Source organism: Pullulanibacillus sp. KACC 23026 (assembly GCF_029094525.1).
Classification (GTDB): Bacteria; Bacillota; Bacilli; order Bacillales; family Sporolactobacillaceae; genus KACC-23026.
On sequence record NZ_CP119107.1, the window covers coordinates 3,908,314 to 3,934,867 of the forward strand.

The following is a 26,554-nucleotide window of genomic DNA, read 5'->3' on the forward strand; positions in this document are numbered from 1 at the left end:
AGTTGCACATAAAAAAGACAAACGTGGTTAACCCCCTTTCGAATCTTGGGGTGACCACGTTCTTTTAGTTGTCTCCATTTTTAAAAAAGCTTTGACAACAGTCCCATGCCGCGCTTAATTATTTTATTTTAATATCGACATTACCATGAAGGCGTGTTGGATAGTCAATGATATGGAAGGTGACGGGCTCCTTAAATGATTTTTTTGGCAAATGGAGTTCGATTTGTTCTGTGGATGGGTCATTATCTGCCTTTTCACTAACCTCAGTGGTTTTAATCCGAAACGATTTGCCTGAAGCATCTGTAAAATTTGAATCAAAAATTTGATAATCTCTATTCGGATTATCCTCTTTTGTCCTTTTCAACTCGAAGACAGCCCTGCCTTCCCCTGCATTTTGTAAGGTTAGCAGATGATCCGCGGGTGCTTGAATCAGTTTCTTTGTTTTGAGATTGACCACAACATCCTTGTCTTTTTTATCAATGGCTCTCACCTTTGTTAATTTTAAGTGAAGCGATTGAGGGGTCGTAAAATAGTTGCTGTCTAGAAATAACACTTGATGTCCGTCTTCAGGAATACCGAATGCCGAAACACCATTTTTAATGGATGCATAAGATTTTCCATTCTCGTCTACTAGGCGCAAATCTTCCAAATCAGTAATCTGCATCGCATTAGTCGGATCATACGAGACATCAACCGCAACACCGGTAGGGTAAAGTGTCACTTTGTTAACTGTCATTTTTTGATTCTTGATCGAAACGGTTTGATTCAACTTGTAGACTTTTTTAGCTGCCTGTATTTTTTTTAGATCAATAGGGAGATCGAACAAATACGTCTGATCATGGACTTTTAATTTGAGCACGAGCGTGTCTGTTAAATCATCCGTAACATTTTCTGGAAAATTAACATCTAGTTCTTGGTAATGAATAGCCTCTTTCTTCTTAGATTCCGGAAAATTATATTCAACAGTCCCCTCTATTACCTTTTTATGACTATTATAAAGGTGAGGAGCTGTATCAAGTTCAATTTTTTTATCTGAGACAGATGACTGGATTGTATAAAAAATAACCATTCGATGCTCATCTGCGACCATCTGTTTTAGAGTTACGGTTGTGTTCCCTTTTGTTTCCGATAAGTTTAATGGAGTGCCGTAATGATTACTAAAGGCGTCTTCAACACTCTGGTCACCACGAATATAATCCACAAACGGGGCAAGGCCGGGAATATGACTAACCGTATCAGCAAAGGCAGGTGAGATGCGAACCGCAAAAGAAACGAACAGCAAGAAAACCGCTACGGCAAGGAGTGGTCGATAGCTCTTTTTAAATCGCTGACGCCTCTTTTCACGCTTTCCTTTCTCTATTCCCAATTGAACCGAGTGAGTAAGCTGTTCAGGAATTGAAAGTTCCTTCATAGACTCCCCTAATCTTTCTAACTCTTTATCGGTAGGATTCATGGGCTGCACCTCCTTTACTAAGATCCTTTCTTAATAGTTCCAGAGCCTTATGGAGCCGCGTCTTCACTGTTCCGAGCGGAATCCCCAAACTATTCGCCACCTCGCTTAAGGTCATATCATGAAAATATTTTAATAGGATTATCAGTTGATAGGATTCATCAAGCTGCTGAACCGCGTCTTCAAGCAGCAATCGATCGGATACATCAAGGTTGGACGGCGCTTCAGGTTCTTTAAGCCCCTCTAGCCCAACCTGCGCTCTTCCACGTTTTCTCAGCTCATCAAGACAATAGTTCATCATGATCCGAATCAACCAGGTTTTGGCGTATTCTGACTTCTTGACCTTGTGAATATTCATGTAGGCGCGGTAAGTCACCTCTTGGACGGCTTCAAGTGCATCGGTTTCATTTTTCAAATAAGAAAAGGCGATCCGATACAACTGGGCCTGATGTTCAGACATGAACTACTCAAAAGCACCCTCTTCCCGTTTTTTAACTCGTTGAAACAAAAGGTTCATGGCATCACTTCCATCTGTTAGCTTGGATTCTACTCATTAGACCCGTGAGTCCTGCAATCGGTTTTCACATTTTTTTTAAAGGAAAGTAAAATAAGTGGTTTTGCCAAAAAAAGTTCGTTTTGAAACGAGAGAACCGTCCCTCTGTTTCAAGTGAAAAAGGAACCCCGTTAGAGAGTTCCTTTTGAAACGAGAGAACCGTCCCCGCGTTTCATTTTTGGATCATGGTTATGAATTCGTCTTGGTCGCGTTTAAAGTGTTTGTAGGTTTTAAAGCCTAATTTTTCGTATAGATGAATGGCACGGGTATTAAAGGTGGCAACGGTTAGTCGTAGCGGTTTCTTCTTATATTTCTTTTTTACGTCGGCAATTATAAAGGAACAAAAAGCGGTACCGTTGCCTTGTCCTGTTAAATCAGGCCGCATGCCGAAGCCTATGTCCGTGCAGGGTTCGTCATAAACCCCAACAAGGACGCCTGCAAAAACTTGAGCTGGTCCTCCGACACAGAAGAAGCCCACCAACTCGTCTTCTGAATTCAGAACGACCTCATACCCGCCGTAGATCAGCTCACGGATCGCGGAATCGGATACTTCATTATTGTAAAAATCGTATGGTGGTTCATACTGCCAATTCAAAATTTCTACAGCCAGGTTCTTCGTCATAACCCCTTTATGTAGATCCATTTTCAATCCTCCTGGCTCGTCCCTATCACAGACTCGTTAAGATAATTAAATAATAATTGATAATAAGTTTCACCCTTATTAACTAGATCAGAAAGGGTGATCGATTTTTCAGAGAGTGCCTTCTTGCCTGTGTCATCCCATGTAAATCCTTGGACTTGTACCGGTTGAACGGAATGTTCCATCACCTGTCTCAGTTCATCTACCTCGATCAGAAATAGCCCGCTCACCTCATCTAACTGAGGCTGATAGTCTTCAAGAGGCTCCGAATCTCTAACATAAAGAAAGACGTGACAAAACTCATTATCTCTAATGCCGTCTGTCCCTTCATCCGACCCCTTATACATGCCTAGTGGATGTAAGTCATCAAATGCGACCTCAAGCCCCAACTCTTCTTTCAGTTCTCGAATTCCCTCTTTTACCGTTTCACCTGCAGATAAATGCCCGGCACAGCTCACATCTAATTGATTTGGGTGCGTATCTTTAGTCGGATGGCGCAATTGGAGAAGCAAATAAGTGCCCTGGTCAGTTTGATGCAGAACCCAACAGTGAAAGGTTTGATGCCAATACCCCTTCTCGTGGACCTCTCTTCGCGTCGCCTGACCGATCCATTCCCTTTCCTCCGTATAAATATCAAAGCATTCTTCCACGAAAACATCCTCTCCCCATTATTAGGACATTGGCCGATATTCCATTAGCAGACAATCGTGCAGCTCTCCTTCATGCTGCTCACGTTTTGGTAGAAGCTTCACTTTTTGAAATCCGCATTTTTCATAACAACGGATGGCTCTCCCATTTTCAACCCGCGGATCGAGTACGACCCGGTCAGCGCCGTGGGAATGAATTAAGTAACCCACCAACATGTTCACCGCCTGTGTTCCAAAGCCTTTATTCCAATAGCTTGGTTCGCCAATAAATTGGTCCATTCCATAAATCGTTTCATCCAAACCCGTATATCCATAAAGAGAGCATTCCTCATCATCAATTAAATAATATTGCATGTATCCAATCGGTGACCCCTGCCAATCGAGTAAACAACGACTAGTGTCATCCCCTTCTTTGAAAAACGTCTCTCTCACTAGTTCCTCATTAAAAGGGTGATCACGTCCCTCATAATACTCTAAAACAGCAGGATCGGCTAACCATTTTGTAAGACTCGGAATATCAATTTCATCCAGCCATCGAATTCGAAGATCGTTCTTTTCGATTATAATCATGATTTCCTCCACTAATGGTATAAATCAAAAATGAATGATTGAGTAAGGTGAATGGCAACGTCTCCTGCCAACATGAGTTTTCCAGGAAACGATAGGCTTGAACGAATAGAAAGAATGCTCTGCCCTCACCGCCTGGCCATCACGTCCTAATTTAAAACCAATAGTCTATTTGAACATATCATAGTTTCTTCACTTTTTTCTATAAAAGTTTCTAGCTGCTTAGAATTTTGTTTTTAGAGCGAATTCCCACCAATTCAACAAATGAAATCGCCATCAAAAAATGCCCTAACGTTTATTGAAAACCCAAGCTTGAATTTTCTAAAAAAAGGTGTTGAAAAATGTCGAAAAGGTAGGTATAGTTAATTTATCGACAAGTCCTCACTGAATATTCAGAATTGGATTATACATCAAGAATCGGAGGAAAAGACATGGCATCAGGAAAACTCAAACGTCAATTATCTTTTTTAGATCTTACTTTTATTGGTTTAGGATCCATCGTTGGATCAGGCTGGCTCTTTGCTTCACAAAAAGGAGCCATAACAGCAGGGCCTGCCGCTTGGCTCTCATGGGTCATCGGTGCAGTTGCTGTCTTATTACTCGGCTTTGTATACGCTGAGCTTGGAGGAGCGATTCCTCGTGCAGGCGGAAGTGTCCGATATGGAGAATTCTCTCACGGACCGCTCCTTGGTTATCTTTCAGGCTTTGCTTCGATCATTGCTTTTTCAAGTGTCGCTGGAATTGAAGTAGAAGCTGTCCGTCAATATGCGGAAACATGGTTTCCACAGCTTGGGAGCAGTTCTCCAACCGTTCTAGGCTGGTTCGTCCAATTTATTTTACTGCTGATCTTCTTCTTTTTAAATATGAAGTCTGTATCACTCTTTGGTAAAACCAATACGATCATTACAGCGATCAAGTTCATTGTCCCTGTTCTAACGATCATTGTTCTTCTTACACAATTAAAAGTGTCTAACTTTACATCTCACGGCTTTGCCCCAATGGGTTTCTCAGGGATTGAGCAGGCCGTCTCAACATCTGGTATTATCTTTGCATTCCTAGGCTTTCAACAAGCCGTTAGTTTTGCATCTGAAGCGAAGAACCCGCAGAAGTCTCTGCCATTATCTCTATTAACGGCGGTCTTCTTATCTGCTGCTCTTTATATTTTGCTTCAGCTTACCTTTATTGGGGCAACCCCAACGTCAGCATTAAGCGGCGGCTGGGCAGGCTTACACTATACGTCACCATTTGCTAACGTGGCTGCAGCTCTAGGTCTCGGCTGGTTATCTAATGTGATTTTAGCGGATGCTGTCGTTTCACCAAGCGGTACTGCTAACATCTATCTTTCTGCTACTTCACGTGTCATTTTTGCTTGGGCAAAGGGTGGAACCTTCTTCAAAAAGTTTGGAGAAATCGATGACAAAACAGGTGTTCCAAGACCCGCTCTTATCCTAGCTTTTATTTTATCTGTATTCTTTACACTCCCATTTCCATCATGGGATCAGCTGGTTGGAGTTGTCTCCTCAGCAACCGTCTTAACTTATATTATGGGCCCTGTTTCTATGCATGCCTTCCGCAAAACAGCCCCAGACTTATATCGTCCTTATAAACTAAAAGGCTACCAAGTTATTTCACCGCTTGCCTTTGTCATTGCGTCACTAATTGTCTATTGGACAGGCTGGCACACTGATTCGTGGTTACTCGGCATGTCAATCGTCATGTATGCAATCTTTTTCTTTATCAAAAATAGCCATTCCAAGGTGACAATGCGTCAACAAATTAAATCCTCGGCTTGGTTAATGGCCTACTATATAGCCATGTTCATCCTGTCTTACCTTGGCACCTTTGACGGCGGTCAGAACATCATTCAAGGGCCGTATGATCAAATCATTGTCGCTGTTGTATCACTCATCATCTACTATTGGGGCGTCAACACAGGCCTTCCTCAAGCAAACTTTGAAACAGAGGAAGAAGCGGCCTAAATCGAATAAGAAAGCCCCTCTCCCCTATGATAAGTCGTTCCAAATACGTGGGAGAAAAATAAAAATTGAAAGTTGACTACCACTATAAATTGCAGACAAAAGCTTGGGGGATTCCCAAGCTTTTTGTCTTTAATAGGAGACCCTTGTGATACCCTTTCTCCGATTGCGGCCCCTTTTGGAGTGCGCAAACACCATTTCTCCGGCCGCGGCCTCCGTTGTCGGGTCCAAACAACCACTTGCGCACTGAAACTAGCTCAAATAAGCGGAGAAATTCCCCTTAATTAGGAAATCTCGCTAAAAATAGCTTAAATAGACGGAGAAATTCCGCTTATTGACTCCAGAAAGCATTTATTGGAGTCCTTTTACCCTGCTTAACCGGAAAAACTCCGCTTATATTGCCGCATCTGAGCTCGATTCTGCAGTTTAACCGGAAAACTTCCGCTTATTTCTGGTGACTCTATTACCTGGCTTAGAAAAAAATCAACTTAGCCAACGATTGTAAAAATGTTTTTTAGATTGCGATTTTGCTGACCAATTGAAGAAAATAACAGACCAAAACAAATGCGATTTGGTCTCTATCTCAACCGAATTGGAGTGCCCGGGGTGCTTTTCTCTAATTTACTTTTCCTTATAGATAAAATAATCAAAATCGGCTTCCTTCATTCGCCCGCTTAAGTCCTGTACACAAAGCCCTACATAAGTTCCAGTAAAACGAATATAGGTACTGCCTTCATCCGATAAATGGGTCAGATCGATAAGTTCACCTGCAGCTTGCCACTCTCCGTCAGCCTCTCCATAGAAAAAGCTCACAAAAGCGCCATCAACAACCGCTTTTAATCTATAAGAAACCGAACTTTTCAGCGGGATAGCTTGAGCCAAAAGCTCATCGTAAACGCCTGCTTTGGATTGAATAATTCCTAGATTCACTCCAAGGTCATCATCGTGACTTACTCTAAGGTAAATGTAATCTTCCGTATCATAGTAGAGAATTAAACCGGCCATTTGCTGAAACGTGTCAGGATTGAATTCGAGGCTGGTTTCAATTTCAGCCTGAAAGCTTTGAAGTCTTCTTGCGACAAGGCTCTGCTTATGCGTCGAGTTCATCGACTCGCGGCCTCGCAACCTCAAAAAGCCAGGGCGCTCTTTTAAGGTAAGCCATGACTCATCGTGCGGAACTCGAAGTGTATTCCAATGAACGGATAAAGCTTGCGTATTAAAATCATCTTTTTCTGGATCAGGCGCAAACGGATGAGGCTCTAAGTTAGGTGCTTTCACCTCTACTTGCGGTCCTCCCCCTTCCACTCGGAGCCAACCTTCTTCATCCCAGTAACAACGCTGAATAGCGGTTTCTCTTCCAAGCGTACAGAACTTTTCTTTAACGGGCCGTCCGCATAAATGAGCGAGATACCACTCCCCTGTTTGGGTTTCAACAAGACTTCCATGCCCCGCTTTTTGTAAACGTAAGCTGGGGTCATGAACTGAGGTTAAGATCGGGTTTTCCGGATCCACTTCATAAGGTCCAAACAAAGATTTAGAGCGGCACATCGTCACCGCATGCTCATACCCGGTTCCCCCTTCTGCTGTCATCAGATAATAATAGCCATTGTGCTTATAAAGGTGAGGAGCTTCAGTGACACGAAGCTCGGTCCCTTTAAAGATGTTGCGGATAGGTCCGACAAGCTTCTCTTCCACGACAGAATATTCTTGAAGCACGATCCCTGCAAAGGAATTTTTCCCTTTGCGATAATCCCACAGCATATTGACTAGCCATTTTCTGCCATCCTCATCATGAAACAGCGATGGATCGAAGCCGCTGCTATTCAAATAAATTGGCTCAGACCACGGCCCCATGATATCAGGACTTGTCACTAAATAATTATGTGTATCCTTAAAAGTAGCAAAACGGCTTTTCACATCCGTGTAAATAAGATAAAAAAGGCCATCTGAATAACTCAAACAAGGAGCCCAAACGCCCCCGCTATTAATATTCCCTTCCATGTCCAGCTGAGATTGCCTCGTTAATGGATACGTCAAAAGCTCCCAGTTCACTAAATCCTTGGAATGATGAATCGCTACACCTGGAAACCATTCAAATGTGGACGTTGCAATATAATAATCTTCACCAACACGCAGAATAGATGGATCAGGATTAAACCCTTTTAAAACAGGATTGACTATCGTATGCACAAAAACCCCTCCTAAAACCGCACCCACTTAGTTTATTTATTAAACTAATTATACTAAGCCTCCGCCCAAAATACAAACGCTTTCATTTTTTAAACCAAAAAAGGATCATCCCTGTAAGTTCCTCCCATTCTCACAGTGCTTCTTGTACTTAAAAGCACGAGCTTTGAAAAAATGGGTGTCTTCTTAAGGATGACCCCTGATTCTATCTAACTTTTTTAACCTTCTAAATCAACGTTGTGATACACTTGTTGAACGTCATCGAGATCCTCGAGAGTATCAATCAGTTTTTCAAATTGGGTGAGTGTATCACCGCTTAATGTGACTTCGTTTTGCGGCAGCATGGTGATTTCCGCAACCGTAAATTCAGTAATTCCCGCACTCTTTAAAGCTTCTTGGACCGCATGGAATTGATCAGGCTCTGCGTAAACGATAACCGAATCCTCTTCTTCAAGAATATCTCGGGCATCGAGATCGGCTTCCATTAAAAGTTCCAATACATCATCAGCCGTTTTACCTTCAAAACCAATAACAGCTGTCTCGTCAAACATGTAATTAACGGAACCTGTAACGCCAAGGTTGCCCCCGTTTTTACTGAAAGCTGCCCGAACATCAGAAGCGGTTCGGTTAACATTATTCGTTAAGGCATCGACGATAACCATCGAACCGCTTGGACCGAAACCTTCATACCGAAGCTCAGCATAATTTTCATCCGATCCGCCTTTTGCTTTATCAATCGCCTTATCAATAATATGACGCGGTACATTATAAGTTTTCGCTCTTTCAATAACAAACCTTAGAGCTTGGTTGCTCTCAGGGTCAGGCTCTCCTTGCTTGGCGGCTACATAAATTTCAATACCAAATTTGGCATAGATACGACTTGTATTAGCATCTTTATTGGCTTTCTTTTCTTTAATGTTATTCCATTTACGTCCCATTTAGTTCCACTCGCTTTCAAAATATATAGAACTTCGAAGCTCTCCTTGACAACAGAGGAAGACTGACTGTTGCCTATCATTTTTATTATAACGTATTTTCACTGTGCAGTTCGAGTATTTCTTTATAATCAGGCATGCGCTTAACTTGTGGCCAGAAGAAATCACTTCTACTCGATCCCATTTCGTGACATAATAGGCATAATGGCCGAAAAGCCACCCTACATCCCTTATGCTCCTTATGCGTCTGATGAAGCCAATGAAATAAATCGATTTAAACTTGTATACTAGGAATTCCAAGGCTCATTCAGAAGACTAAAGGCAACGCTTTAGACGACAAAATGGCTGTACTTCAGAATTCCCAATCTCTTACATTAACACAAATAACCAATTAATCGGAATCCTATTCCATTAAAAGGACAACATTTGATCCTAGAATCGAGGAACTAACATGCGAAAACTAGTCTATCTTTTCATACTTTTATATCTTGTAATGGCCTTTTGTCCGGTTCTCTTCCAGCCCGTAGGCTTCTTTCGGACAAGGTTTTGGTTCTATCTTGAAAATGCGTTTATCCTGGCTGCTGTTGTTTTATCCATTCTTCGCTTACGGAGAAGGTAAGACTTCTCGCCAAAGACCGTAACTAGACGACTCTTAGGGCGTGCAGAATCATCCATCCAAAATAAACAGCTACTAATAGAATAATGAGAGCGGACACCTTGTTTAGTAACCGAATGACACGTCCTTCTTTGTCTAACCCCTTTAAAAGCTTCCCTAGTATGGCCAAAAAGAAAAACCATAACCAAGATACAAGAACACAGGCCACCAAATAGCTCCATTTCGCCGATCCGTGATAGATGAGGGAACCGGTTCCGATAACCCCAATCGTGTCTAACAAGGCATGCGGATTCAATAAAGAAGCGGATAGGGCAAAGGAAACTTGTTTCCACAGGCTGACGCTTTCAACCTCTGTATTTTGCTTGGAAGCGTCTCTCCATATCCGCCATCCCATAAAGACTAGGAAAACGAACCCAACCAAATAAATCCCGACCGTTAGCCAAGGGATTTCAAAGACAATCACGGAAAGTCCGAACACCTCAACAAGGATTAAAACAGTATCACAAAGGCCAGCTGTAATGACAGCTGGCAAGGCTCTTACAAAGGTCGCCTGACTAGCTCCTTGATTAAAAACGAACACATTTTGCGCGCCTAAAGGAAGGATTAGGCCAATTGCCAAAATAAATCCATGAATAAATGCTTCAATCATCATTTAGCTGCTTTCTGTAAAGTATAGTGTGGAAACTTCATTTTAAGCTCTTTTCATTCGGAATTATAAGTACAATCTTAATTATATAATCAATCAGCCTAACTAATAAAGTTTTATCTATTCCGTTTGAAAAAACTAAAGCGTTTTACTCCTCGTACTTTTTAGGTATAATGAAAAGCGGTTATGAACTGCGTTTACTCGGTATAAAAACGACTAGTCTTATGAATGGGTCCAAAAATAAGTGAAAGCCTTTATTTATACATTTTATCTGAGAACCTATTACTTTTTTAAAAAGGAGCCTCTCATGTCTATTGACTCTCTTTATACGCGCTCAGAATGGCAAGCCTGTTTTAAAAATAAGCTGACTTTTGACGGACGGTTGTTAAACTTAAAAGTGCCTCAAGCAGAACTGGAATCAATCTATTTGCCGCTCATCACTTTTATTTTGAAGTGGAGACAGTCAAGCGGTTTATGGGAGAAGAACATCAGACAATCTCTCAACCTTCGTGATGACACCCAAACGCCTTTTCTAATTGGGGTTGCGGGAAGTGTGGCAGCAGGCAAAAGCACCACCTCCCATTTAATTGCAACCTTGCTTAGTGCACAGGATCCCAGTCTAAACGTTGAAACGCTCTCAACTGACCATTTTCTTTTTCCAAATGCTGAACTTCAAACACGCGGGATGATGAACCGTAAAGGGTTTCCAGAATCCTATGATTGGGACCGTTTACACCATGTTTTGACACAGTTGAAAAAAGGGGAAGAGTGTGTCCATACCCCAATCTATTCCCATGAAGTCTATGACATTACGGGTGAAATCTATGAAGTCAAGAAGCCTGACGTGGTTATTTTAGAAGGGATTAATGTCCTTCAGGCGGGTCACGGGTTCAGACCCATTTCGGATTGGCTGGACCTTAAGATTTATGTAGACGCTGAAGAAGATTCCGTATTTAACTGGTACTGGGAACGCATCCAGAATCTTGTCGCAACCGCTGATCAGAATCCTCATTCTTATTTCCATCAGTTTAAAAATATGGATCAGGAAGCTCTGTTTGCCTTCGCTCAACGAATTTGGCGGGATATTAATGCCGTTAATCTGCACGACTATATTTTACCTTCTCGAGAACGTGCGGACCTCATCCTGAAAAAAGGACCCAACCATGAAATCCAATCGATTAAAGTTCAAATAAATTAACGAAGAAAGGGATAGCTAAAATAAAGCTGTCCTTTTTTATTCGGCTCACTTCTCTTTGGGTGATGGCGCTTCTGGAGCGCTGGCTGATGTCTCCAACTTTGTTCCCTTTCTTTCAGATACCTTTCGGCGAACAGGCGATGGCGTTTCCTTTTCTTCACCATCCGTCTTGGCTTCTCCCTTGTCTTCTATTGGCAGCCATTCCAGCATTTCCTTAACCACCGAATTGACTTTCTTGTCAACAAACGACTCACCGTATTTTTCCTTCACCCTTGTAATTAACTCCACCACGTCCTGATCAAATTGAATGACGGGGTGATCCGGTTCTAGATCGTTATATAAATTAATTATCGATTCAATTCCATTGTTTATTAAATCAACCGCATCACTAAAAATCTGGCCTTCTTGGGGTGTTGCCTTCATGCATCTGCCTCCCTGACCTTTTTAATTAGCTTTTGCGAGCCTACTTCTTGGTATTCATACGGAACGTGCCGTTTCACTGTCTTTTCCTTAAATATTGCAACTGAGTTTAACTTACTTGATAAAAAAAGACTAACTCAGGGTCAATGAGTTAGCCTTCCCACTTCCAGCCTGTTTCAGCCAGTGACACTTGTCCGCCTTTATGCTGTTGCTTAACCCGCTGAAGCAACTCCTGATGGTCGCCATAGTGAGGAAGATGTGTCAATAAAACATCTTTCACTTTTGCTTTTTCGGCAAGCTCTGCGACTTCAGCACTTGTCATATGACCGAAAGCGGCCCCATCCTGACCTTCGTAAAGGCTGCATTCAGCAATCAATAAATCGGCCCCTTCTGCGAAAGAATAAAGCTCTGGGAAAATAGCCGTATCCGCAGTATAGACAATTACTTTTTCATTATATGTAATTCGCGCCGCATAGCAAGGAGCAGGGTGGATGGTTTTAACAAATGTGAGTTGAAACGGTCCAATCGTTAACGTATCCGTCCCCTCATACGCAACCCCTTTTGTTACCTCTTCGTTTGTCAGAAGTTGAAAGCCTTCTTGATCGAGTGTGTGTCCGTAAATCGGAAATGGTCCCTTCTTATCCTGAAGCTGACCTTTTATTAAACGGGCAAAATAAAGCGGGCCTAAGTCAGCGATATGATCATGATGATAATGAGACAACCAAAGCGCATCAAGGTTCTCAATCTCTGTAAAATGCTGCAGCTTAGATAAAACCCCGCTTCCGCAATCCAAAAGAAGAGAGAACCCATCCGCCTCTAACAAATAACCTGAAGTGGCTTCATCCTTTCCCGGAAAGCCTCCCCAAAATCCAACAACCGTTAGTTTCATACTGTTACTCCTTTTATAGTAAGTTTTTCCTGTCCTTACTATGTCACAATTAAGAGATAAATTTCAACCCAAAGCTAGCCCCTTAGCCAATAAACTGCTTTGGGGCTCCATCTCAACAATTTTCGGCGGGGGCGTTCCTTCTTTCGTGTGGTGGGGGCTCCATCTCATCAAATATCAGCGGGGGCTCCCCTTTTTCGTGCGTTGGAGCCTCCATCTCACCAATTTTCACCTGGGACGTCCCTTTTTTGTGCGCAAGTGTGGCCTTGCCCACCGTTTCCCCTGGAGGCGCCACCTTTGATGCTGCCACAAGCTGTAAATGGGCCATTTTTTTCCGTGTCCGCAAAGTTCTTTCACAAAAAAAAGAACCCTCCAAAAAAGGGCTAACGGGTTCACTTGTGAGGTGCAAAACGGTAATTATCTCCTCGAATTATATTACTTTTCATAATAGAAATCACAGGCAAAAACACAATAGAAAACGTAAAAAAGACCGAATCATTTTAGTTTCGGTCTTTTTGTTTTACATAAAATGTCACCTTCAACTAACTTTCTCGTTAGTTGAAGATACTAATCAGTTATCTTAAACGAAAATATTGTGTCTCCACCTTCATTTTTGTTTTCTGTATAAGAATATTTACTGATTATTTTTTCCCAAAATGTTTGAGCTGGTTTGTTCTCGGTTATAACAGATACTTCCCAGTTCCCTTTAAATTTTTCAAATAAATTTATAGCAGATATTCTACCTACACCCATTCCCCTATATTTTTTCATAATAAAAAATTCAGCCATAGAATAATAATTATCACTGCTATTATCTTTCTTAATCTTCCTTACTAAAGCAAATCCAGCATATTTATCATTGACTTTAATAAAGAATGGAAATCTGTGAGGCTCGTTCCAATAATTATCCAAATACTTATAGTCATATAGACCGAACTCATTTACATCATCATTCGTAAATTCACTGAAATCATAATTGTACAATTCAATGAGATGTCTTAAAACAGTTTTTTTCTCATAATCTACTTGTTCAACGGTAATACTCACAGCTTTTCAAAACCTCCAAAACGAATTTCTTATTGAACTATATTGACCGTTACTTTAAGTACATTAGTTCACAAACTCTTGGATACTTCTAATTTTATTTTAACATTAATATCCAAATGCCTTTGTAATCACAATGTTTTAACATAAAAAAACGCAACAAAATTCACATACCCGCCAATAGTTATTTTCACTCTGAGAATTACCCTGTGATTTAATATGTGAATTCTGCGTGAAAAGCTCAATAACCATTGATATATAAGCAAAAATCGCACGGTGAATTTCATTGTGAAATACCGTGCGATTTGCTTTGTTATTTTGTTGTTTGCACCTCTGAAGTGACCCCTCCAAAAAAGGGTTCTTCCATTTATTCATGAGGCCTGTTAAACCTTTTCCCTGCGTCGTTTTTCTTCCTAGCCCAAGGTTAGGCTTTCTTATTAGGCATGAAAGCCTGCTTCACCTAATAGGTCCTGAGCTAGTTGCTTGCCTTGACGGATACAGTCTGGGAGCCCGACTCCGTCATAGGATGCACCGATGAGATGTAGGTGCGGATACTCTTTGGCAAGCTTTTGCTTAATGTTATTTAACCAAGCCTGATGGCCGACTGGATACTGCGGCATCGCTTCCGGCCATCTCGAAACGATAGCGAAATCCGGATCCGCGCTGATTGAAACAACATCGCTCATTTCCTGAAGCGTTTGATTAACAAGTGTCTCGTCCGATTCATAAATGACCTGGTCATTTCCGGCTTTGCCGACATAGGTTCTGAGAAGGGCTTTTCCTTCTGGTGCCGCGTGGTCCCACTTCATGTGCGTCCATGTGCAGGCGGTTAAGGCTTTTGGTTCAAGTCGTGAGGAAACAAAGCCCGTTCCTTCACGATCCAGTTTGACATCCTTTTCATCAAATGCCATCGCAATCGTGGCAACGGACGTGTTAGGAGCGGCATCTGGACGTCTTAGAAAATCAGCTTCTGGAAGCAAAGCCTCGACCAAATGATGAGGGATCGCAAAAATAATCTGATCAAAAACGGCAGATTCTCCGTTTGAGAATCCCAATTCATAGCCGTTATCAAGCTTAAAGATTTTCTCAACCCGGATTTCTGACCGGAGGGTAACGCCGAGTTCCCTTAAGGCATTCACCAGTTCCTCCACTAAAGTGGCAAGTCCTGATTGAAGTGTTGCAAATTGACTTGTTCTCTTGCGCGGCGCTTTTCCTTGCAGACCTAGCATAAGGCTGCCTTGTTCACTCTCCGCATGAACAAATTGAGGCAAGGTAGTGGCTAAGCTTAGCTTATAAATATCCCCCGCATAGATTCCAGATAGCAAAGGACTGATTAAATGGTCGACTAATTCCTCACCAAAGCGTTTCGCAAAAAAGGCACCCACGGAGATGTCCTCAAAAGGCTCTAGCTTTGGAATGATCAGATCATTAAGAGCTCTTGCCTTACCTTCCTCGCTTAAAAGGCCTGTCTCCATAATGGCATGGATGCTTGTAGGAACACCCATAACTGAGCCAGGTGGAATCAGATGCAAGTCTCCACCCTTCAAAATATAGGACTGTCCAGTTTTATTCTCGATAAGCTCTTTTGATAAACCAAGATCTTCTACTAAATTCATAGCAGCAGGCTTCCGCTTTAAAAATGAATCCGGTCCTCTTTCAATCACAAATCCATCGCGGCGAACCGTTTGGATCTTCCCGCCAAAAGCGGCATCCTTTTCAAAGATGGTGATATCGATGTCATCTCGATGATCCTGTGACAGTTTTTTCAAATAAAAGGCAGCACTAAGTCCCGAGATGCCTCCGCCAATGATGGCTACTTTCACCTTGCTCACCTCAAATCTAGCTTCTTCTTAACAACGGTTGTTAAACAATCAATAAATTGCGGCTGATCATTTGGCATTGGCGGACGATGATAATGGGCACCAATTTCATCCGTAACCACTTTGCATTCGTAGTCGTTATCATAGAGGACTTCCAAATGCTCGGCGACAAAGCCAATTGGGCAATAGATAAAATGCTCGTAACGTTCATGCTCGTACAAGTCCCGTGTTAAGTCCTGGACATCCGGCCCAATCCACGGGTCAGGCGTGTTCCCCGCGCTCTGCCAACCATTTGTGTAATGCTTTAACTCAGCTTTTTCAGCAATGAGTTTCATGGATTCTTCTAATTGTTTAGTGTAGGGGTCACCAGCCGCTATAATTTTTTCAGGCAGACTGTGAGCGGAGAAAATAACAACCGTCTTATCATGTTCCACCTCAGGGATTTGATCAAAGGTTTCCTTAATCCGGTCAACCCAGTATTGAACAAATTTAGGCTCATCATACCAGCTTTCAATCGGAGTGATTTTTGGTCCGCCAAGCGCTTCGGCTGTCTCACAAGCCCGATCATTATACGACTTCACGCTAAAGGTCGAAAAGTGTGGAGCCAAAACAAGAGAAACCGCCTCTTCCAAGCCATCCTCATGCATTTGCTTCACGGCATCCTCAAGAAACGGATGAATATGCTTAAGTCCTATATACAGTTTAAATTCGACTTCATCCTGGCTTTCATTAAGCTGCTTTTCAAGGGCTTTAGCTTGAGCGTTGGTAATCTTCGCAAGCGGTGAAACGCCCCCAATCGATTGGTAACGAGAGGTCAAATCCTCCAGCTGTTCGTCAGATGGGCGGCGTCCATGCCTTATATGCGTATAGTAAGGTTCAATATCCTCTGGTTTATAAGGCGTGCCATATGCCATCACTAATAATCCCATTTTTCGCTTTGCCATGTTTCTGCCTCCTACTGTTACTGATTTTGTGAATAAGTATGAATAAACTCAGTCAATTTCCTCAACGTGTCAGCACTCGCTTCTGGGAAAATACCGTGACCGAGATTAAAAATATAGCCCTGTTGCTTTTTGCCTTGATCAATAATGGTCTTGGCTCTTTCTTTTAAAAGGTCAAACGGTGCGAGGAGAAGTGACGGGTCCAGGTTACCTTGCAGCGTTTTGGTAATCCCTTTTTCACGAACTTGATCAATTGTAATCCGCCAATCAATCGAAAGGACATCTACAGGAAGCTGGTTCCACTGCTCGAGCAAATGACTAGAGCCGCTTCCAAAATAAATCGTTGGGACACCCGTCTTCTTTACTTCTGAAAAAATATGGTGCATGGTCGGCGCAATGTAGATCTCATAATCCTCAGCAGAAAGGGCTCCAACCCAGGAATCAAATACTTGGACAATTTGAGCACCCGCTTCGATTTGAGCGGTTAAGTAGGTAATGGTCATCTCGCCAAGCTTATCCATTAAAGCTTTCCATACGGATGGGTAAGCATACATAAAGCCTTTTGTTTTATGATAGTCCTTAGATGGACCGCCTTCGATTAAATAACTCGCCAGTGTAAAGGGAGCTCCGCCAAAGCCAATTAAAGGCACCGATAATTGTTCACGCAATAAACGGATCGAATCTAATATGTACGGGAGATGACGCTCAACGTTCAGCTGCCCCATCCTGTTCACATCTTCAAGTGTACGAATTGGATTTGAAATAACCGGTCCGCGGCCCGATTCAATGTCGACATCAATTCCAATTGGTTTAAGAGGTGTCATGATGTCCGCAAAAAGAATCGCCGCATCTACACCTAATTGTTCAACAGGTAATCGTGTTACTTCCGCACATACCTCAGGATTCTCATTTACTTCAAAAAAGGAATACTTTTTCCGGATCTCCCGATATTCCGGTTGGTACCGCCCGGCTTGTCTCATATACCAAACGGGGATGTGGGGGACAGGTTCTTTCCTGCACGCCCTTAGGATCGCATCATTAAACAGTTGTTTATCCAAAACTTCAGCACTCCATTCATCAGACTAGCTTTTCAGTTTATCTTTTATTTTTTAATTATCTATTAAAAGCATTACGATGTGAGGGGTTTCATGTTCTCACCCTATTATTCCACATAATACGGTAATAATCGAGTGATAGAAATCACACTTTCTAACAATTCCACGACAGCTTTTTTGGATTGTCATTATTTTAATATGAGAAAGAGTTCACCATCTCATGTAAAAAAATTTGCATAAAGCCGCTCACTTTCGGTTAAAGTAATCTTAATCGATGGGACATCGCCAAGCGGTAAGGCATCGGGCTTTGACTCCGTCATGCGCAGGTTCGAATCCTGCTGTCCCAGTTCTCCTCCTTTTATTATGTCGTTTATCAAAAAAGCTGATTTAAAGGGATCCCTTTAAATCAGCTTTTTTGTTGTGTTGGCTTGTCGCCAAGGTTTCCGGCGAAAGTTGTCAACGTGATGCAGTAGCGCAAAATCCAAGAAGCTTGTCCAAAAATCACAGAAGCTCTCACCCAGCCTCATCCAAGTGAGCGAAATCCAAGAAGGTTCCCCATTTATCCGAGAAGGTCGCTAAAAAATCCAAGAAGCTTGTCCAAAAATCCTAATAGGTCAGTCAAAAATCACAGAAGCTCTCACCCAGCCTCATCCAAGTGAGCGAAATCCAAGAAGGTTCCCCATTTATCCGAGAAGGTCGCTAAAAAATCCAAGAAGCTTGTCCAAAAATCCTAAAAGGTCAGTCAAAAATCACAGAAGCTCTCACCCAGCCTCATCCAAGTGAGCAAAATCCAAGAAGGTTACCCATTTATCCAAGAAGGTCGCTAAAAGATCCGTGAAGCTTGTCCAAAAATCCTAAAAGGTCAGTCAAAAATCACAGAAGCTCACTCCCCACCCTCATGCAGGAGCGCAAAATCCAAGAAGGTTCCCCATTTATCCAAGAAGGTCGCTAAAAGATCCGTGAAGCTTGTCCAAAAATCCTAAAAGGTCAGCCAAAAATCACAGAAGCTCACTCCCTCCCCCCAGCCAGTAGCGCAAAATCCAAGAAGGTTCCCCATTTATCCAAGAAGGTCGCTAAAAGATCCGTGAAGGTTGTCCAAAAATCCTAAAAGGTCAGCCAAAAATCGAAGAAGCTCACTCCCTCCCCCCAGCCAGTAGCGCAAAATCCAAGAAGGTTCCCCATTTATCCAAGAAGGTCGCTAAAAGATCCGTGAAGGTTGTCCAAAAATCCTAAAAGGTCAGCCAAAAATCGAAGAAGCTCACTCCCTCCCCCCAGCCAGTAGCGCAAAATCCAAGAAGGTTCCCATTTATCCGAGAAAGTCGCTAAAAAATCCGAGAAGATTGTCCAAAAATCCTAAAAGGTTGGCCAAAAATCCTAAAAGGTCTACCAAAAATCTGAGAAGCTCACTTCCTCCCCCCCAGCCAGGAGCGCAAAGTCCAAGAAGGTTCCCCATTTATCCGAGAAGGTCGCTAAAAGATCCGTGAATCTGTCCTAAAATCTTTTCTTAATTAGACAACCCGCTCGAACCTCTCTTAGACTTCCCCACCCCACTCACCTGCCCAATTGTCTTTGCATACTGTATCTAAAGCACATCTATACTTAAAAGGAGGAGTCTTATGGCTGTCCATTTAACTTTTTTACATTGGACTTACCTCGTCTTTATCCTGCTTATCATGGGCTTTATGGTGATGAAACGGGATACGTCTTTAATTTCCATTATTGGTATCTTTGTTCTTGGGCTTATTGGAACCCATTCCCTTGTTCATGCAACAGCTGGTGTATTCTCAAGCCTTGTTTATGCCATTGGCCAACTTTTGGATATTATTTTGGTTATTTCTGTCATTGTCGCCCTCAGCTCCGTTATGACTAAAACCGGAATAAACGATATTATGATCCGTCCTTTTACTAAGCTGATTAAAAATCCAACTCTCGCCTTTTGGGTGATCGGATTGGTCATGATGATTGTCTCCTGGTTTTTCTGGCCATCGCCAGCCGTCGCTCTCTTAGGCGTCATCCTGCTTCCGGTAGCTCTAAGGGTGGGACTCCCCGCCTTAGGAGTCGCGATCGCGATGAACCTTTTTGGTCATGGAATTGCCCTTTCAGGTGACTATATCATCCAAGGGGCACCCAAACTCACCTCACAGGCAGCAGGTATTTCAACTTCAAGTGTTATGGTTGCGAGCGTCCCTCTTGTTATTGTTATGGGTCTTGTTACAACCATCACTGCCTTTATTCTATTGCGTCGCGATATGAAAAAGGGAAGATTAACCGTCTCAGATTCTGAGTTAGCAGACATTAATAATCAAGAAGAAAAAATGAGCCCATTATCAAAAGGCAGTCAGCACTTTTTTGCACTGCTCATCCCTGTTTTACTGATTCTTGACGTTGTAGGCATGCTCCTATTTCATCTCCAAGGCGGGGACGCCACTGCCTTAATCGGCGGTACCGTTTTGTTTATCCTTTCTCTTATTGCCCTAACTGCTTATAAAAACAAGGGGCTTGAGAAGATAACCGATTACCTTATTGAGGGGCTGCAGTTTGGATTCAAAGTATTTGGACCGGTCATTCCGATCGCAGCGTATTTTTACATGGGGGATACAGGGATTACCCAAGTATTTGGAAATGTCCTTCCACACGGCTCTCAAGGAATCGTTAGTGACCTTGGTGCTGCTCTTGCCCATAGTGTCCCGGTTAATCCTCAAGTTGCAGCGGGTACATTGACTGTCGTCGGCGCTATCACTGGACTTGATGGTTCTGGGTTTGCTGGTATTACACTTGCCGGCTCAATTGCCCATCTATTTGGTGCAGCCATTGGACATGGGATTGCCACGCTAACTGCCCTTGGTCAAATCGCTGCGATCTATGTCGGCGGGGGCACCATCATTCCTTGGGCCTTAATCCCCGTTGCCGCTATTTGTAAAGTCGATGCCTTTGAACTCGCCAGGCGTAATCTGATTCCCGTTCTAATTGGCTTCATAGTAACCACCATTGTTGCTATGTTTTTGATTTAATAGAGGATCGGCGTATCCGCCAAAGTTCTCTCTATATATTAAAGGAGTGCCCGTCCATAAATCGGATGGCACTCCTTTCTATTCGTTTAATTGGCGGCCTGATACCCACTGTAACCAAACCGTTGAAAATAGGATCCCCGCAATAAGCATCATAACGGCCGTCAAGCCATTTTGCAGATGCGTAACAATGAATACAAGCGTCAACAAGACCGTCTGGCTCATGATCAATACACGCATCACGTACAGATAACCTCTCCGCTTTTCTGACCCATTAATCGGATACAGCCCTTCTAACGCTTCTGGAAACTCATGTTTACCAAGAGCAAGCAATTGAAATGCAGTCAAAAAGATAACCGCAGCAGCAATCACAATCGATAGGACAAGCGAATAACGGGTCAAGATCATAAGAAGGGCTCCGATTAGAGTAAGACGGACAAAGATCCCGAAATAATCACCCGCACGAAGAAATGTCTTTAAATAAAGTAAAGCATACACATTATGAATTCGGCTTACCCATGGCTTTATTAAAAGATCAATATAGCGTCTTGGTTTTATAGGTTGAATGAGTCCTGGGACATCGGTCACCCAATTAGCAATTCTTAAGAACCTCATCGAGAGACGTGCTTCTTCGTCCGCCAGTAAAATCCAATTAAGAGACCCTCTGAGAAGGAGGGGCTGATACCCCAACCAACTATAGATGGCTAGAATGATAATCAAAGCAGCGATGAACCACAAATTCGCTTTTACTAAAAGAAGATAGATAAAAATGAGCGAAAGCAAAGCTCTAGCGTAATTCAATCCTCTTATAGCCTCAAGGCGGGACTCACACCAAACCCCATAAATATTCCAGCCTTTAAGAAGAATTAACAGTAAAACGATCACGGCATAATGAGCGGGCGAAGCATCTAGCGTTTTCAAATAAAGCGGCATTGCTACAGCTGAAAGAAAAATGAGGTAGATCGATTGCCTGCCCCAGCTATCTCTTAAAGCCGCTCGGAAATAGCCTGTTAAGTCCCCTTCTGCCGGTAGAAGGAGCACAAGGTCTGCCCTTTGGATATAAGTTCTAATTGAGGTGGGAATGACGGCTGCTCCAAACAAAATGGTTAAGATAAATGCCGCCGGAAAATGAGCGGGAAGCGTTTTTAACGCTTTTTGATAATAAACACTGCCGATAATAAGCCCCATATAAAGGCTAAACATAAACCCGCTATTCGCAACTAATTTGGTGTAACGAATCGTTATCTTCGTCCAAGCCTGCCGTCTCTCAGAATAAAGCTGTGAAAGCCTCATAGAAGCTCGCCTCTTGCCATTGCAAGATAGATATCATGCAAAGTCGCGTCAGGCCTCGCGATCTTTTCCTGAATTTCTTTTAAGGTTCCCATTGCAACGATACGCCCTTTATGTAAAAAGATAAATCGGTCACAATATTGTTCGGCAGTTGTCAAAATATGTGTGGACATAAGAATACCAGCACCTTGCTTTTTGGCTTCTACCATATTGTCCAAAAAGGCTTGAATGCCGACAGGATCTAAGCCAACAAACGGTTCATCTACAATATAGAGAGAGGGATTAATTAAAAAGGCACATAAAATCATGACTTTTTGCTTCATCCCTTTTGAGAAGTGGCCAGGAAACCAATCCAACCGCTCTTCCATTTGAAACTGCTTTAATAAAATGGGCAGCCGCTCCTCGACTTGTTTCGGGTCTAGATGATGAGCCATAGCCGTGAATTCTAAATGTTCTCTCAGTGTCAACTGCTCATAAAGCTCAGGCGTTTCAGGTATGTATGAGAGATGTGACCGATAGACGTTCACATCTTCTTTTAAGGTTATGCCATTGATCTTAATGACGCCTTTTTCAGGCAGAAGTAATCCTAATATATGTTTGATTGTCGTACTCTTTCCGGCTCCGTTTAGCCCGACTAGTCCAACAAGTTCACCTTTTGCAACTTGAAAGTTCAAATCATGGAGAATGCGTCCTTTTCCAGAGTATCCTCCACTTAATTGGTTGACTTCTAAAACCGATTCCATTGATCGTCCCCCTCACTGCATCTGTCATTATTGTACGTCTTTTGGCGGGATATTCCAAATCAAAAAGGAACGACCTGCAGTGTGCTTCTCACATCTAGTGATAGACATGAACAATATGGTAAGATTGAAAAAAGACTAGAAAGGATGTAGAAGGATGGCTCATGATTCAACTTGTATTTTCTGTAAAATAATTCAGGGGGAGATCCCTGCTGCTAAAGTGTTTGAAAATGAACATGTAATTGCCTTTCTTGACATTGGACAAGTAACAAAAGGACACACCCTTGTCATCCCGAAAGACCACCAAGCGAATATTTTCGAGCTTCAGGAAGATACCGCTGCGAAACTCTTTGCGGCCGTGCCTCAAATTGCAAGAGCGATCAAACAAGCCTTTCAACCTGTTGGTCTCAATCTCTTGAATAATAATGGCGAGTTAGCCGGGCAAAGTGTTTTCCACTATCATGTCCACTTGATTCCTCGTTACGGTGAAGGCGACGGATTTGGTGCCGTCTGGAAAACAAATGACGTGACACCCGAAGCGCGTACTGAAATCGCGCAAAAAATAGCGGACGCACTTTAATCGTTTAAGGATTAGGAAAGCGGATCCCGCTCCTTTTTAAGGTTTAAGAAAAGGTTCCGTATTCCCCTGTTTTTTGATATACTGTTTGTAACCTCGCGATAAGCTATGAGAGCATTATCGGAGGAAAATCAGAGTTTAGATGAGGAGAGATGAGGTTTGAAACCTACGTTAAGATTAGTACTTATGGCTTTATTTTTAGGAATTGGGACAGTGCTTTACGCCATTATTCCCGGCTTTGTGATGGGGATGAAGCCAGACATGCTGTTGTCAGCCATGTTCTTGTCGATTTTCTTCTTAGCCGATCGACGGACGATTATTATTTTAGGTTTAGTCACAGGCGTCTTGTCAGGACTTTTTTCAACAATGCCAGGTGGATTCTTACCGAACGTCATAGATAAACTGATCACTTCATTGATTATTTTCGGTTTGTTTATGGCCTTCAAAAAAGTCATTCATTCATTTTTAGGGGCAGCAATTCTGACAGTGGTTGGTACGATTGTGAGCGGAACCGTGTTCTTAAGTGCATTAGGGTTAATCGCAACCTTGCCGAAATCCTTCTTTGCTCTTTTCACAGCGGTCGTTCTTCCAGCAGCTTTGATTAACGCTGTTTTTATGGCCATTGTTTACCCTATTGTAGCAGGCATTATGGTTCGAAGCGGTCACCGCTCTTCCAACCCAAAAATAACAGCTTAAGCTTATACTCTAAAAGGCTGCCAACACTGGCAGCCTTTTTTTGGCGGGGACGGTATAGGTGCTAACAGACTAGACTTCTGCATTTCATTTGTTTTCTGACTGTGACTTTGGTACTCTCAAAATAGAGAGAAAAGCGAAATAATCAGTAATACGAATCCGATACACGCGATCAGCATGATTTTCTGTGAACCTTTAGGATCGCGAAACATAAAACGGCGCATGCCGATCCATTGTAAGGCTGTGTATCCAATTAAGCCGATACCGACAATTAAAAACAAAGACATTAAGATTAACATATGACGGACCTCCTTAGTAGACGTCCTCTAAAAATAAGTTTATTTTTCGTTATACTATCTTATGTCTTAAATAGAATATGGTGTTTCCAACTTCCTAAATTCATTCAATAGATTTTATTGAAAAGGCAAGAGTTGCTGTTTCCCAAGCTGTTACAAAGCTCCAAGCTTTAGATAGATCCCCTAAAAAATAACGAATGGAATAGGAGTGACTAAGAAATGGGAAAAGCGAAATCATTTCTTTTAGGATTTACATTTGGAAGTGTTGCGGCAGCATCAGCCGTTTTGCTCAGTACACCCAAAGCCGGTAAACAATTTCGAACCACTCTAAAAGATAAAGTAGGAGAAATGAGTGCTTCTGTAGACGATATTAAAAACGCAGTCAATCAAGCGAAAGAAAACATCAATGACTTGAAGACAAAAGGGATGCCTCTTGTAAGAACAACCGTAAACGATGTCAAGGAATTAGTAGATACTTGGAAGTCCCAAGTTCAACCCCACCTTGGAAAACTGCTTCAAGACTCCAAATCCCTTGGAGAAGAGACCAAACGAATTCCAATTACTCGGTCGATCGATGACTAAAGACACCTATCCAGCAGGCGCCTCTTAACTAACAGAGGTACCTGCTGGTTTTTATTTACCTTGAAATGCCCTGTCCGCTGTTTCCTTTTTTTAAAAGTCGGGTAACATCTCTTTGAAGAAAGCGTGACTTAGGCAACCCATGCCCTTTTCAAATGCCATAGGCCAATGCCCATTAAGTTAATATTTAGGCATTTACCTAAACGAACGAACGAAATTCTGCATACGTTAAACGAGATGAATCTGTCAACCTGTTAAAACAGGAATAAAAAAAAGGCGAAATGAATAGTTGTTATAGAAGTATGAGGACTTGCTGAATGTTAGGATAAGATTCACACGTCTTAAGGCCTACGATTGCCTTTATTTTCTTCTTTCTTCTCATCTTTTCTAAAATTAGATTCTATCAAAATTTCGAATTGTGCATTTAATCATTATGAGGGTTGATTTTCTAATTAAAAGACAGTACATTAATTGAGTGATTAAAAATAGACTTCGAGAGTAGAAAGGGCGAAGGTCGTGAATTGTTGGAAATCATTTAATATAACGAAGGACCATGGCTCAATACGGCTTATTATTCTATCGCTTTTTTTCATGGTTACCTTTTTCATCTTTTTCAACATCTCCGTGGCAGCGTTCTTTAACAAAACAACAGTAGTAGCCTTTAATCCCTTTATAATAGTGGTTATTTTTCTATTGGTCATGCCGCTTCACAAGATTTTGCATGGTCTTCCACTATGGCTTACCAGAAAGAAAACGATTTTCCAATGGAATCGGACGCTAATTCTCCCCTCTTTACGTTTTAATCAACTGCTCTCCAAGCGATTATGCCTAATGGTGATGATCTTTCCTGCTTTAATAGGGACTGTCCTGACGATCGTCTTAACATGGGCATTCCCATCAGGTATGGACTATTTCGGGACGTATGGAGCCCTGAATTTTGGCATTTCAGCCATCGATTTCTTATATATTATTAATCTGTTAAAAGCTCCACACCAATCTTATATAGAAGACGATCAAAATGGGTGCAAAATTCTTATAAAACAAACGAGTTAAGAGCTCTGGAACTAAAATCCCCCTTAGTGTGGGCAATGAATGCTTAAAAGAGGCTTTCCCATATGGGCAGCCTCTTTGTTGTTCTTTAAGCTATTTTTTGTTAGCTGAGTTATAAATATTAAAAATCAGCTTATTATGCTTTAGATCAATCTGCTCAGCACGTATGGTAAACTGATCACGGATAACAAATCCAGAAAGATGAACCTCCAGCCTTTCCTTGTTCGGTTGAACCACTACCCATTTGGGAAGGCTTGCCCCTTGTTGGATAAAGGTCATTACTTGTGAAACAGGCAAGGAAAACAGGCCAATGGTGGCAGAGGTTTCCTTAAGGACAACCGTTTCTCCATTATTTTCGACTTTGGGATCAAACAACATACTATAAGGGATTTTCACACCAAGAATTTTTAGAGAACCTGTAAATTCAACCTGATTATTTAATAAGATGGATGCCTCCAAATTACCTTTTATTTCTTTTTGAAGCTCAGCATTCATTAAACTAGCCAGTTGTTCTTTATTACCACTTACTGTAAAAATAGGTGCTGTGTTGATTGCCGATGTTTGCCACTTTGTATTAACAGGCGGCTGAGCTTTAGGTAAGGCCGTTACAAGTAGCAGCAAGACAATGATGACAAAAAGGACATCCACAGCTAATAAAATAAAAAACGCGCGTTTCCACTTATTGATCACAACAAACCTCTCTTTCCAAATCTCTTGTCACTTTAATTTCCAGATCTCAAAGA

General features: G+C 42.1%; 25 protein-coding genes and 1 tRNA gene. 8 read left to right on the forward strand and 18 right to left on the reverse strand.

All coding sequences use genetic code 11. The annotated features are described in order from the left end of the window. Positions 1 to 118 precede the first annotated feature (118 nt). The 5 genes from PU629_RS18065 to PU629_RS18085 form a co-directional block, all read right to left on the reverse strand. Positions 119 to 1,453: a DUF4179 domain-containing protein gene (locus PU629_RS18065; RefSeq protein ID WP_275281425.1), complete on the reverse strand. Its 1,335-nt coding sequence runs from the start codon at positions 1,451 to 1,453 to the stop codon at positions 119 to 121. Then, positions 1,437 to 1,910, reverse strand: a complete 474-nt coding sequence (locus PU629_RS18070; protein ID WP_275281426.1) for a sigma-70 family RNA polymerase sigma factor — start codon at positions 1,908 to 1,910, stop codon at positions 1,437 to 1,439. The genes PU629_RS18065 and PU629_RS18070 overlap by 17 nt, the downstream gene beginning before the upstream one ends. Before the next feature lie 265 nt (positions 1,911 to 2,175). Next, entirely contained in the window at positions 2,176 to 2,646 is a 471-nt protein-coding gene (locus PU629_RS18075) for a GNAT family N-acetyltransferase (protein ID WP_275281427.1), read from the reverse strand. A gap of 2 nt (positions 2,647 to 2,648) precedes the next feature. Next, positions 2,649 to 3,293: an NUDIX hydrolase gene (locus PU629_RS18080; protein WP_275281428.1), complete on the reverse strand. Its 645-nt coding sequence runs from the start codon at positions 3,291 to 3,293 to the stop codon at positions 2,649 to 2,651. 21 nt (positions 3,294 to 3,314) lie between these two features. Further along, entirely contained in the window at positions 3,315 to 3,860 is a 546-nt protein-coding gene (locus PU629_RS18085; protein WP_275281429.1) for a GNAT family N-acetyltransferase, read from the reverse strand. Between the two features lie 428 nt (positions 3,861 to 4,288). Here PU629_RS18085 and PU629_RS18090 point away from each other — a divergent pair, with 428 nt between their 5' ends. Beyond that, positions 4,289 to 5,836, forward strand: a complete 1,548-nt coding sequence (locus PU629_RS18090) for an APC family permease (protein ID WP_275281430.1) — start codon at positions 4,289 to 4,291, stop codon at positions 5,834 to 5,836. A gap of 618 nt (positions 5,837 to 6,454) precedes the next feature. Here PU629_RS18090 and PU629_RS18095 read toward each other — a convergent pair. From PU629_RS18095 to PU629_RS18105, 3 genes are all read right to left on the reverse strand, one after another. Then, positions 6,455 to 8,023: a glycoside hydrolase family 43 protein gene (locus tag PU629_RS18095; RefSeq protein ID WP_275281431.1), complete on the reverse strand. Its 1,569-nt coding sequence runs from the start codon at positions 8,021 to 8,023 to the stop codon at positions 6,455 to 6,457. A gap of 215 nt (positions 8,024 to 8,238) precedes the next feature. Continuing rightward, complete coding sequence (locus tag PU629_RS18100) at positions 8,239 to 8,958, reverse strand: YebC/PmpR family DNA-binding transcriptional regulator (RefSeq protein ID WP_275281432.1); 720 nt, start codon at positions 8,956 to 8,958, stop codon at positions 8,239 to 8,241. Positions 8,959 to 9,596: 638 nt separating this feature from the next. Beyond that, positions 9,597 to 10,220 (reverse strand): LysE/ArgO family amino acid transporter, encoded by a 624-nt coding sequence (locus PU629_RS18105; protein ID WP_275284493.1) that lies wholly within the window; start codon positions 10,218 to 10,220, stop codon positions 9,597 to 9,599. A 304-nt stretch (positions 10,221 to 10,524) separates the two neighbouring features. Between PU629_RS18105 and coaA the strand changes: the two genes are divergently transcribed. Continuing rightward, entirely contained in the window at positions 10,525 to 11,415 is an 891-nt protein-coding gene (gene coaA / locus PU629_RS18110; protein ID WP_275281433.1) for a type I pantothenate kinase, read from the forward strand. A 45-nt stretch (positions 11,416 to 11,460) separates the two neighbouring features. Here coaA and PU629_RS18115 read toward each other — a convergent pair whose 3' ends face one another. From PU629_RS18115 to hemE, 6 genes are all read right to left on the reverse strand, one after another. Next, positions 11,461 to 11,835 (reverse strand): hypothetical protein, encoded by a 375-nt coding sequence (locus PU629_RS18115; protein ID WP_275281434.1) that lies wholly within the window; start codon positions 11,833 to 11,835, stop codon positions 11,461 to 11,463. A 148-nt stretch (positions 11,836 to 11,983) separates the two neighbouring features. After that, entirely contained in the window at positions 11,984 to 12,721 is a 738-nt protein-coding gene (locus PU629_RS18120) for an MBL fold metallo-hydrolase (RefSeq protein WP_275281435.1), read from the reverse strand. Between the two features lie 564 nt (positions 12,722 to 13,285). Beyond that, on the reverse strand, positions 13,286 to 13,765 hold the full coding sequence (locus tag PU629_RS18125; RefSeq protein WP_275281436.1) for a GNAT family N-acetyltransferase: 480 nt from the start codon (positions 13,763 to 13,765) through the stop codon (positions 13,286 to 13,288). Positions 13,766 to 14,199: 434 nt separating this feature from the next. Further along, on the reverse strand, positions 14,200 to 15,585 hold the full coding sequence (hemY, locus tag PU629_RS18130) for a protoporphyrinogen oxidase (RefSeq protein WP_275281437.1): 1,386 nt from the start codon (positions 15,583 to 15,585) through the stop codon (positions 14,200 to 14,202). 5 nt (positions 15,586 to 15,590) lie between these two features. After that, a complete protein-coding gene (hemH, locus tag PU629_RS18135; protein WP_275281438.1) occupies positions 15,591 to 16,526 on the reverse strand; it encodes a ferrochelatase in 936 nt (311 codons plus the stop codon). Between the two features lie 17 nt (positions 16,527 to 16,543). After that, a complete protein-coding gene (gene hemE, locus PU629_RS18140; protein ID WP_275281439.1) occupies positions 16,544 to 17,581 on the reverse strand; it encodes a uroporphyrinogen decarboxylase in 1,038 nt (345 codons plus the stop codon). A 272-nt stretch (positions 17,582 to 17,853) separates the two neighbouring features. Here hemE and PU629_RS18145 point away from each other — a divergent pair. Both PU629_RS18145 and PU629_RS18150 read left to right on the forward strand, forming a co-directional pair. Further along, positions 17,854 to 17,925: transfer RNA gene (locus PU629_RS18145), tRNA-Gln, on the forward strand. Between the two features lie 1,269 nt (positions 17,926 to 19,194). After that, complete coding sequence (locus tag PU629_RS18150) at positions 19,195 to 20,589, forward strand: hypothetical protein (RefSeq protein WP_275281440.1); 1,395 nt, start codon at positions 19,195 to 19,197, stop codon at positions 20,587 to 20,589. Between the two features lie 78 nt (positions 20,590 to 20,667). Here the strand turns inward: PU629_RS18150 and PU629_RS18155 are convergent, their stop codons facing one another. Both PU629_RS18155 and PU629_RS18160 read right to left on the reverse strand, forming a co-directional pair. After that, the gene (locus PU629_RS18155) at positions 20,668 to 21,879 is read right to left on the reverse strand and encodes an ABC transporter permease (protein WP_275281441.1); all 1,212 of its coding nucleotides are present in this window, start codon (positions 21,877 to 21,879) and stop codon (positions 20,668 to 20,670) included. Continuing rightward, positions 21,876 to 22,619, reverse strand: coding sequence for an ABC transporter ATP-binding protein (locus tag PU629_RS18160; RefSeq protein WP_275281442.1), 744 nt, complete (start codon positions 22,617 to 22,619; stop codon positions 21,876 to 21,878). The genes PU629_RS18155 and PU629_RS18160 overlap by 4 nt, the downstream gene beginning before the upstream one ends. A gap of 154 nt (positions 22,620 to 22,773) precedes the next feature. On the opposite strand from PU629_RS18160, the gene PU629_RS18165 reads away from it, so the two are divergent. Both PU629_RS18165 and PU629_RS18170 read left to right on the forward strand, forming a co-directional pair. Continuing rightward, positions 22,774 to 23,196 (forward strand): HIT family protein, encoded by a 423-nt coding sequence (locus PU629_RS18165; RefSeq protein WP_275281443.1) that lies wholly within the window; start codon positions 22,774 to 22,776, stop codon positions 23,194 to 23,196. A gap of 156 nt (positions 23,197 to 23,352) precedes the next feature. Beyond that, positions 23,353 to 23,889, forward strand: coding sequence for a tryptophan transporter (locus PU629_RS18170; RefSeq protein WP_275281444.1), 537 nt, complete (start codon positions 23,353 to 23,355; stop codon positions 23,887 to 23,889). 116 nt (positions 23,890 to 24,005) lie between these two features. On the opposite strand, the gene PU629_RS18175 is transcribed toward PU629_RS18170, so the two are convergent. Next, positions 24,006 to 24,185 (reverse strand): hypothetical protein, encoded by a 180-nt coding sequence (locus PU629_RS18175; RefSeq protein WP_275281445.1) that lies wholly within the window; start codon positions 24,183 to 24,185, stop codon positions 24,006 to 24,008. Positions 24,186 to 24,401: 216 nt separating this feature from the next. Between PU629_RS18175 and PU629_RS18180 the strand changes: the two genes are divergently transcribed. Both PU629_RS18180 and PU629_RS18185 read left to right on the forward strand, forming a co-directional pair. Further along, positions 24,402 to 24,764, forward strand: a complete 363-nt coding sequence (locus PU629_RS18180; protein WP_275281446.1) for a YtxH domain-containing protein — start codon at positions 24,402 to 24,404, stop codon at positions 24,762 to 24,764. A gap of 513 nt (positions 24,765 to 25,277) precedes the next feature. Continuing rightward, positions 25,278 to 25,814 (forward strand): DUF3267 domain-containing protein, encoded by a 537-nt coding sequence (locus PU629_RS18185; protein ID WP_275281447.1) that lies wholly within the window; start codon positions 25,278 to 25,280, stop codon positions 25,812 to 25,814. A gap of 90 nt (positions 25,815 to 25,904) precedes the next feature. On the opposite strand, the gene PU629_RS18190 is transcribed toward PU629_RS18185, so the two are convergent. Further along, positions 25,905 to 26,501 (reverse strand): YpmS family protein, encoded by a 597-nt coding sequence (locus PU629_RS18190; RefSeq protein ID WP_275281448.1) that lies wholly within the window; start codon positions 26,499 to 26,501, stop codon positions 25,905 to 25,907. Positions 26,502 to 26,554 lie beyond the last annotated feature (53 nt).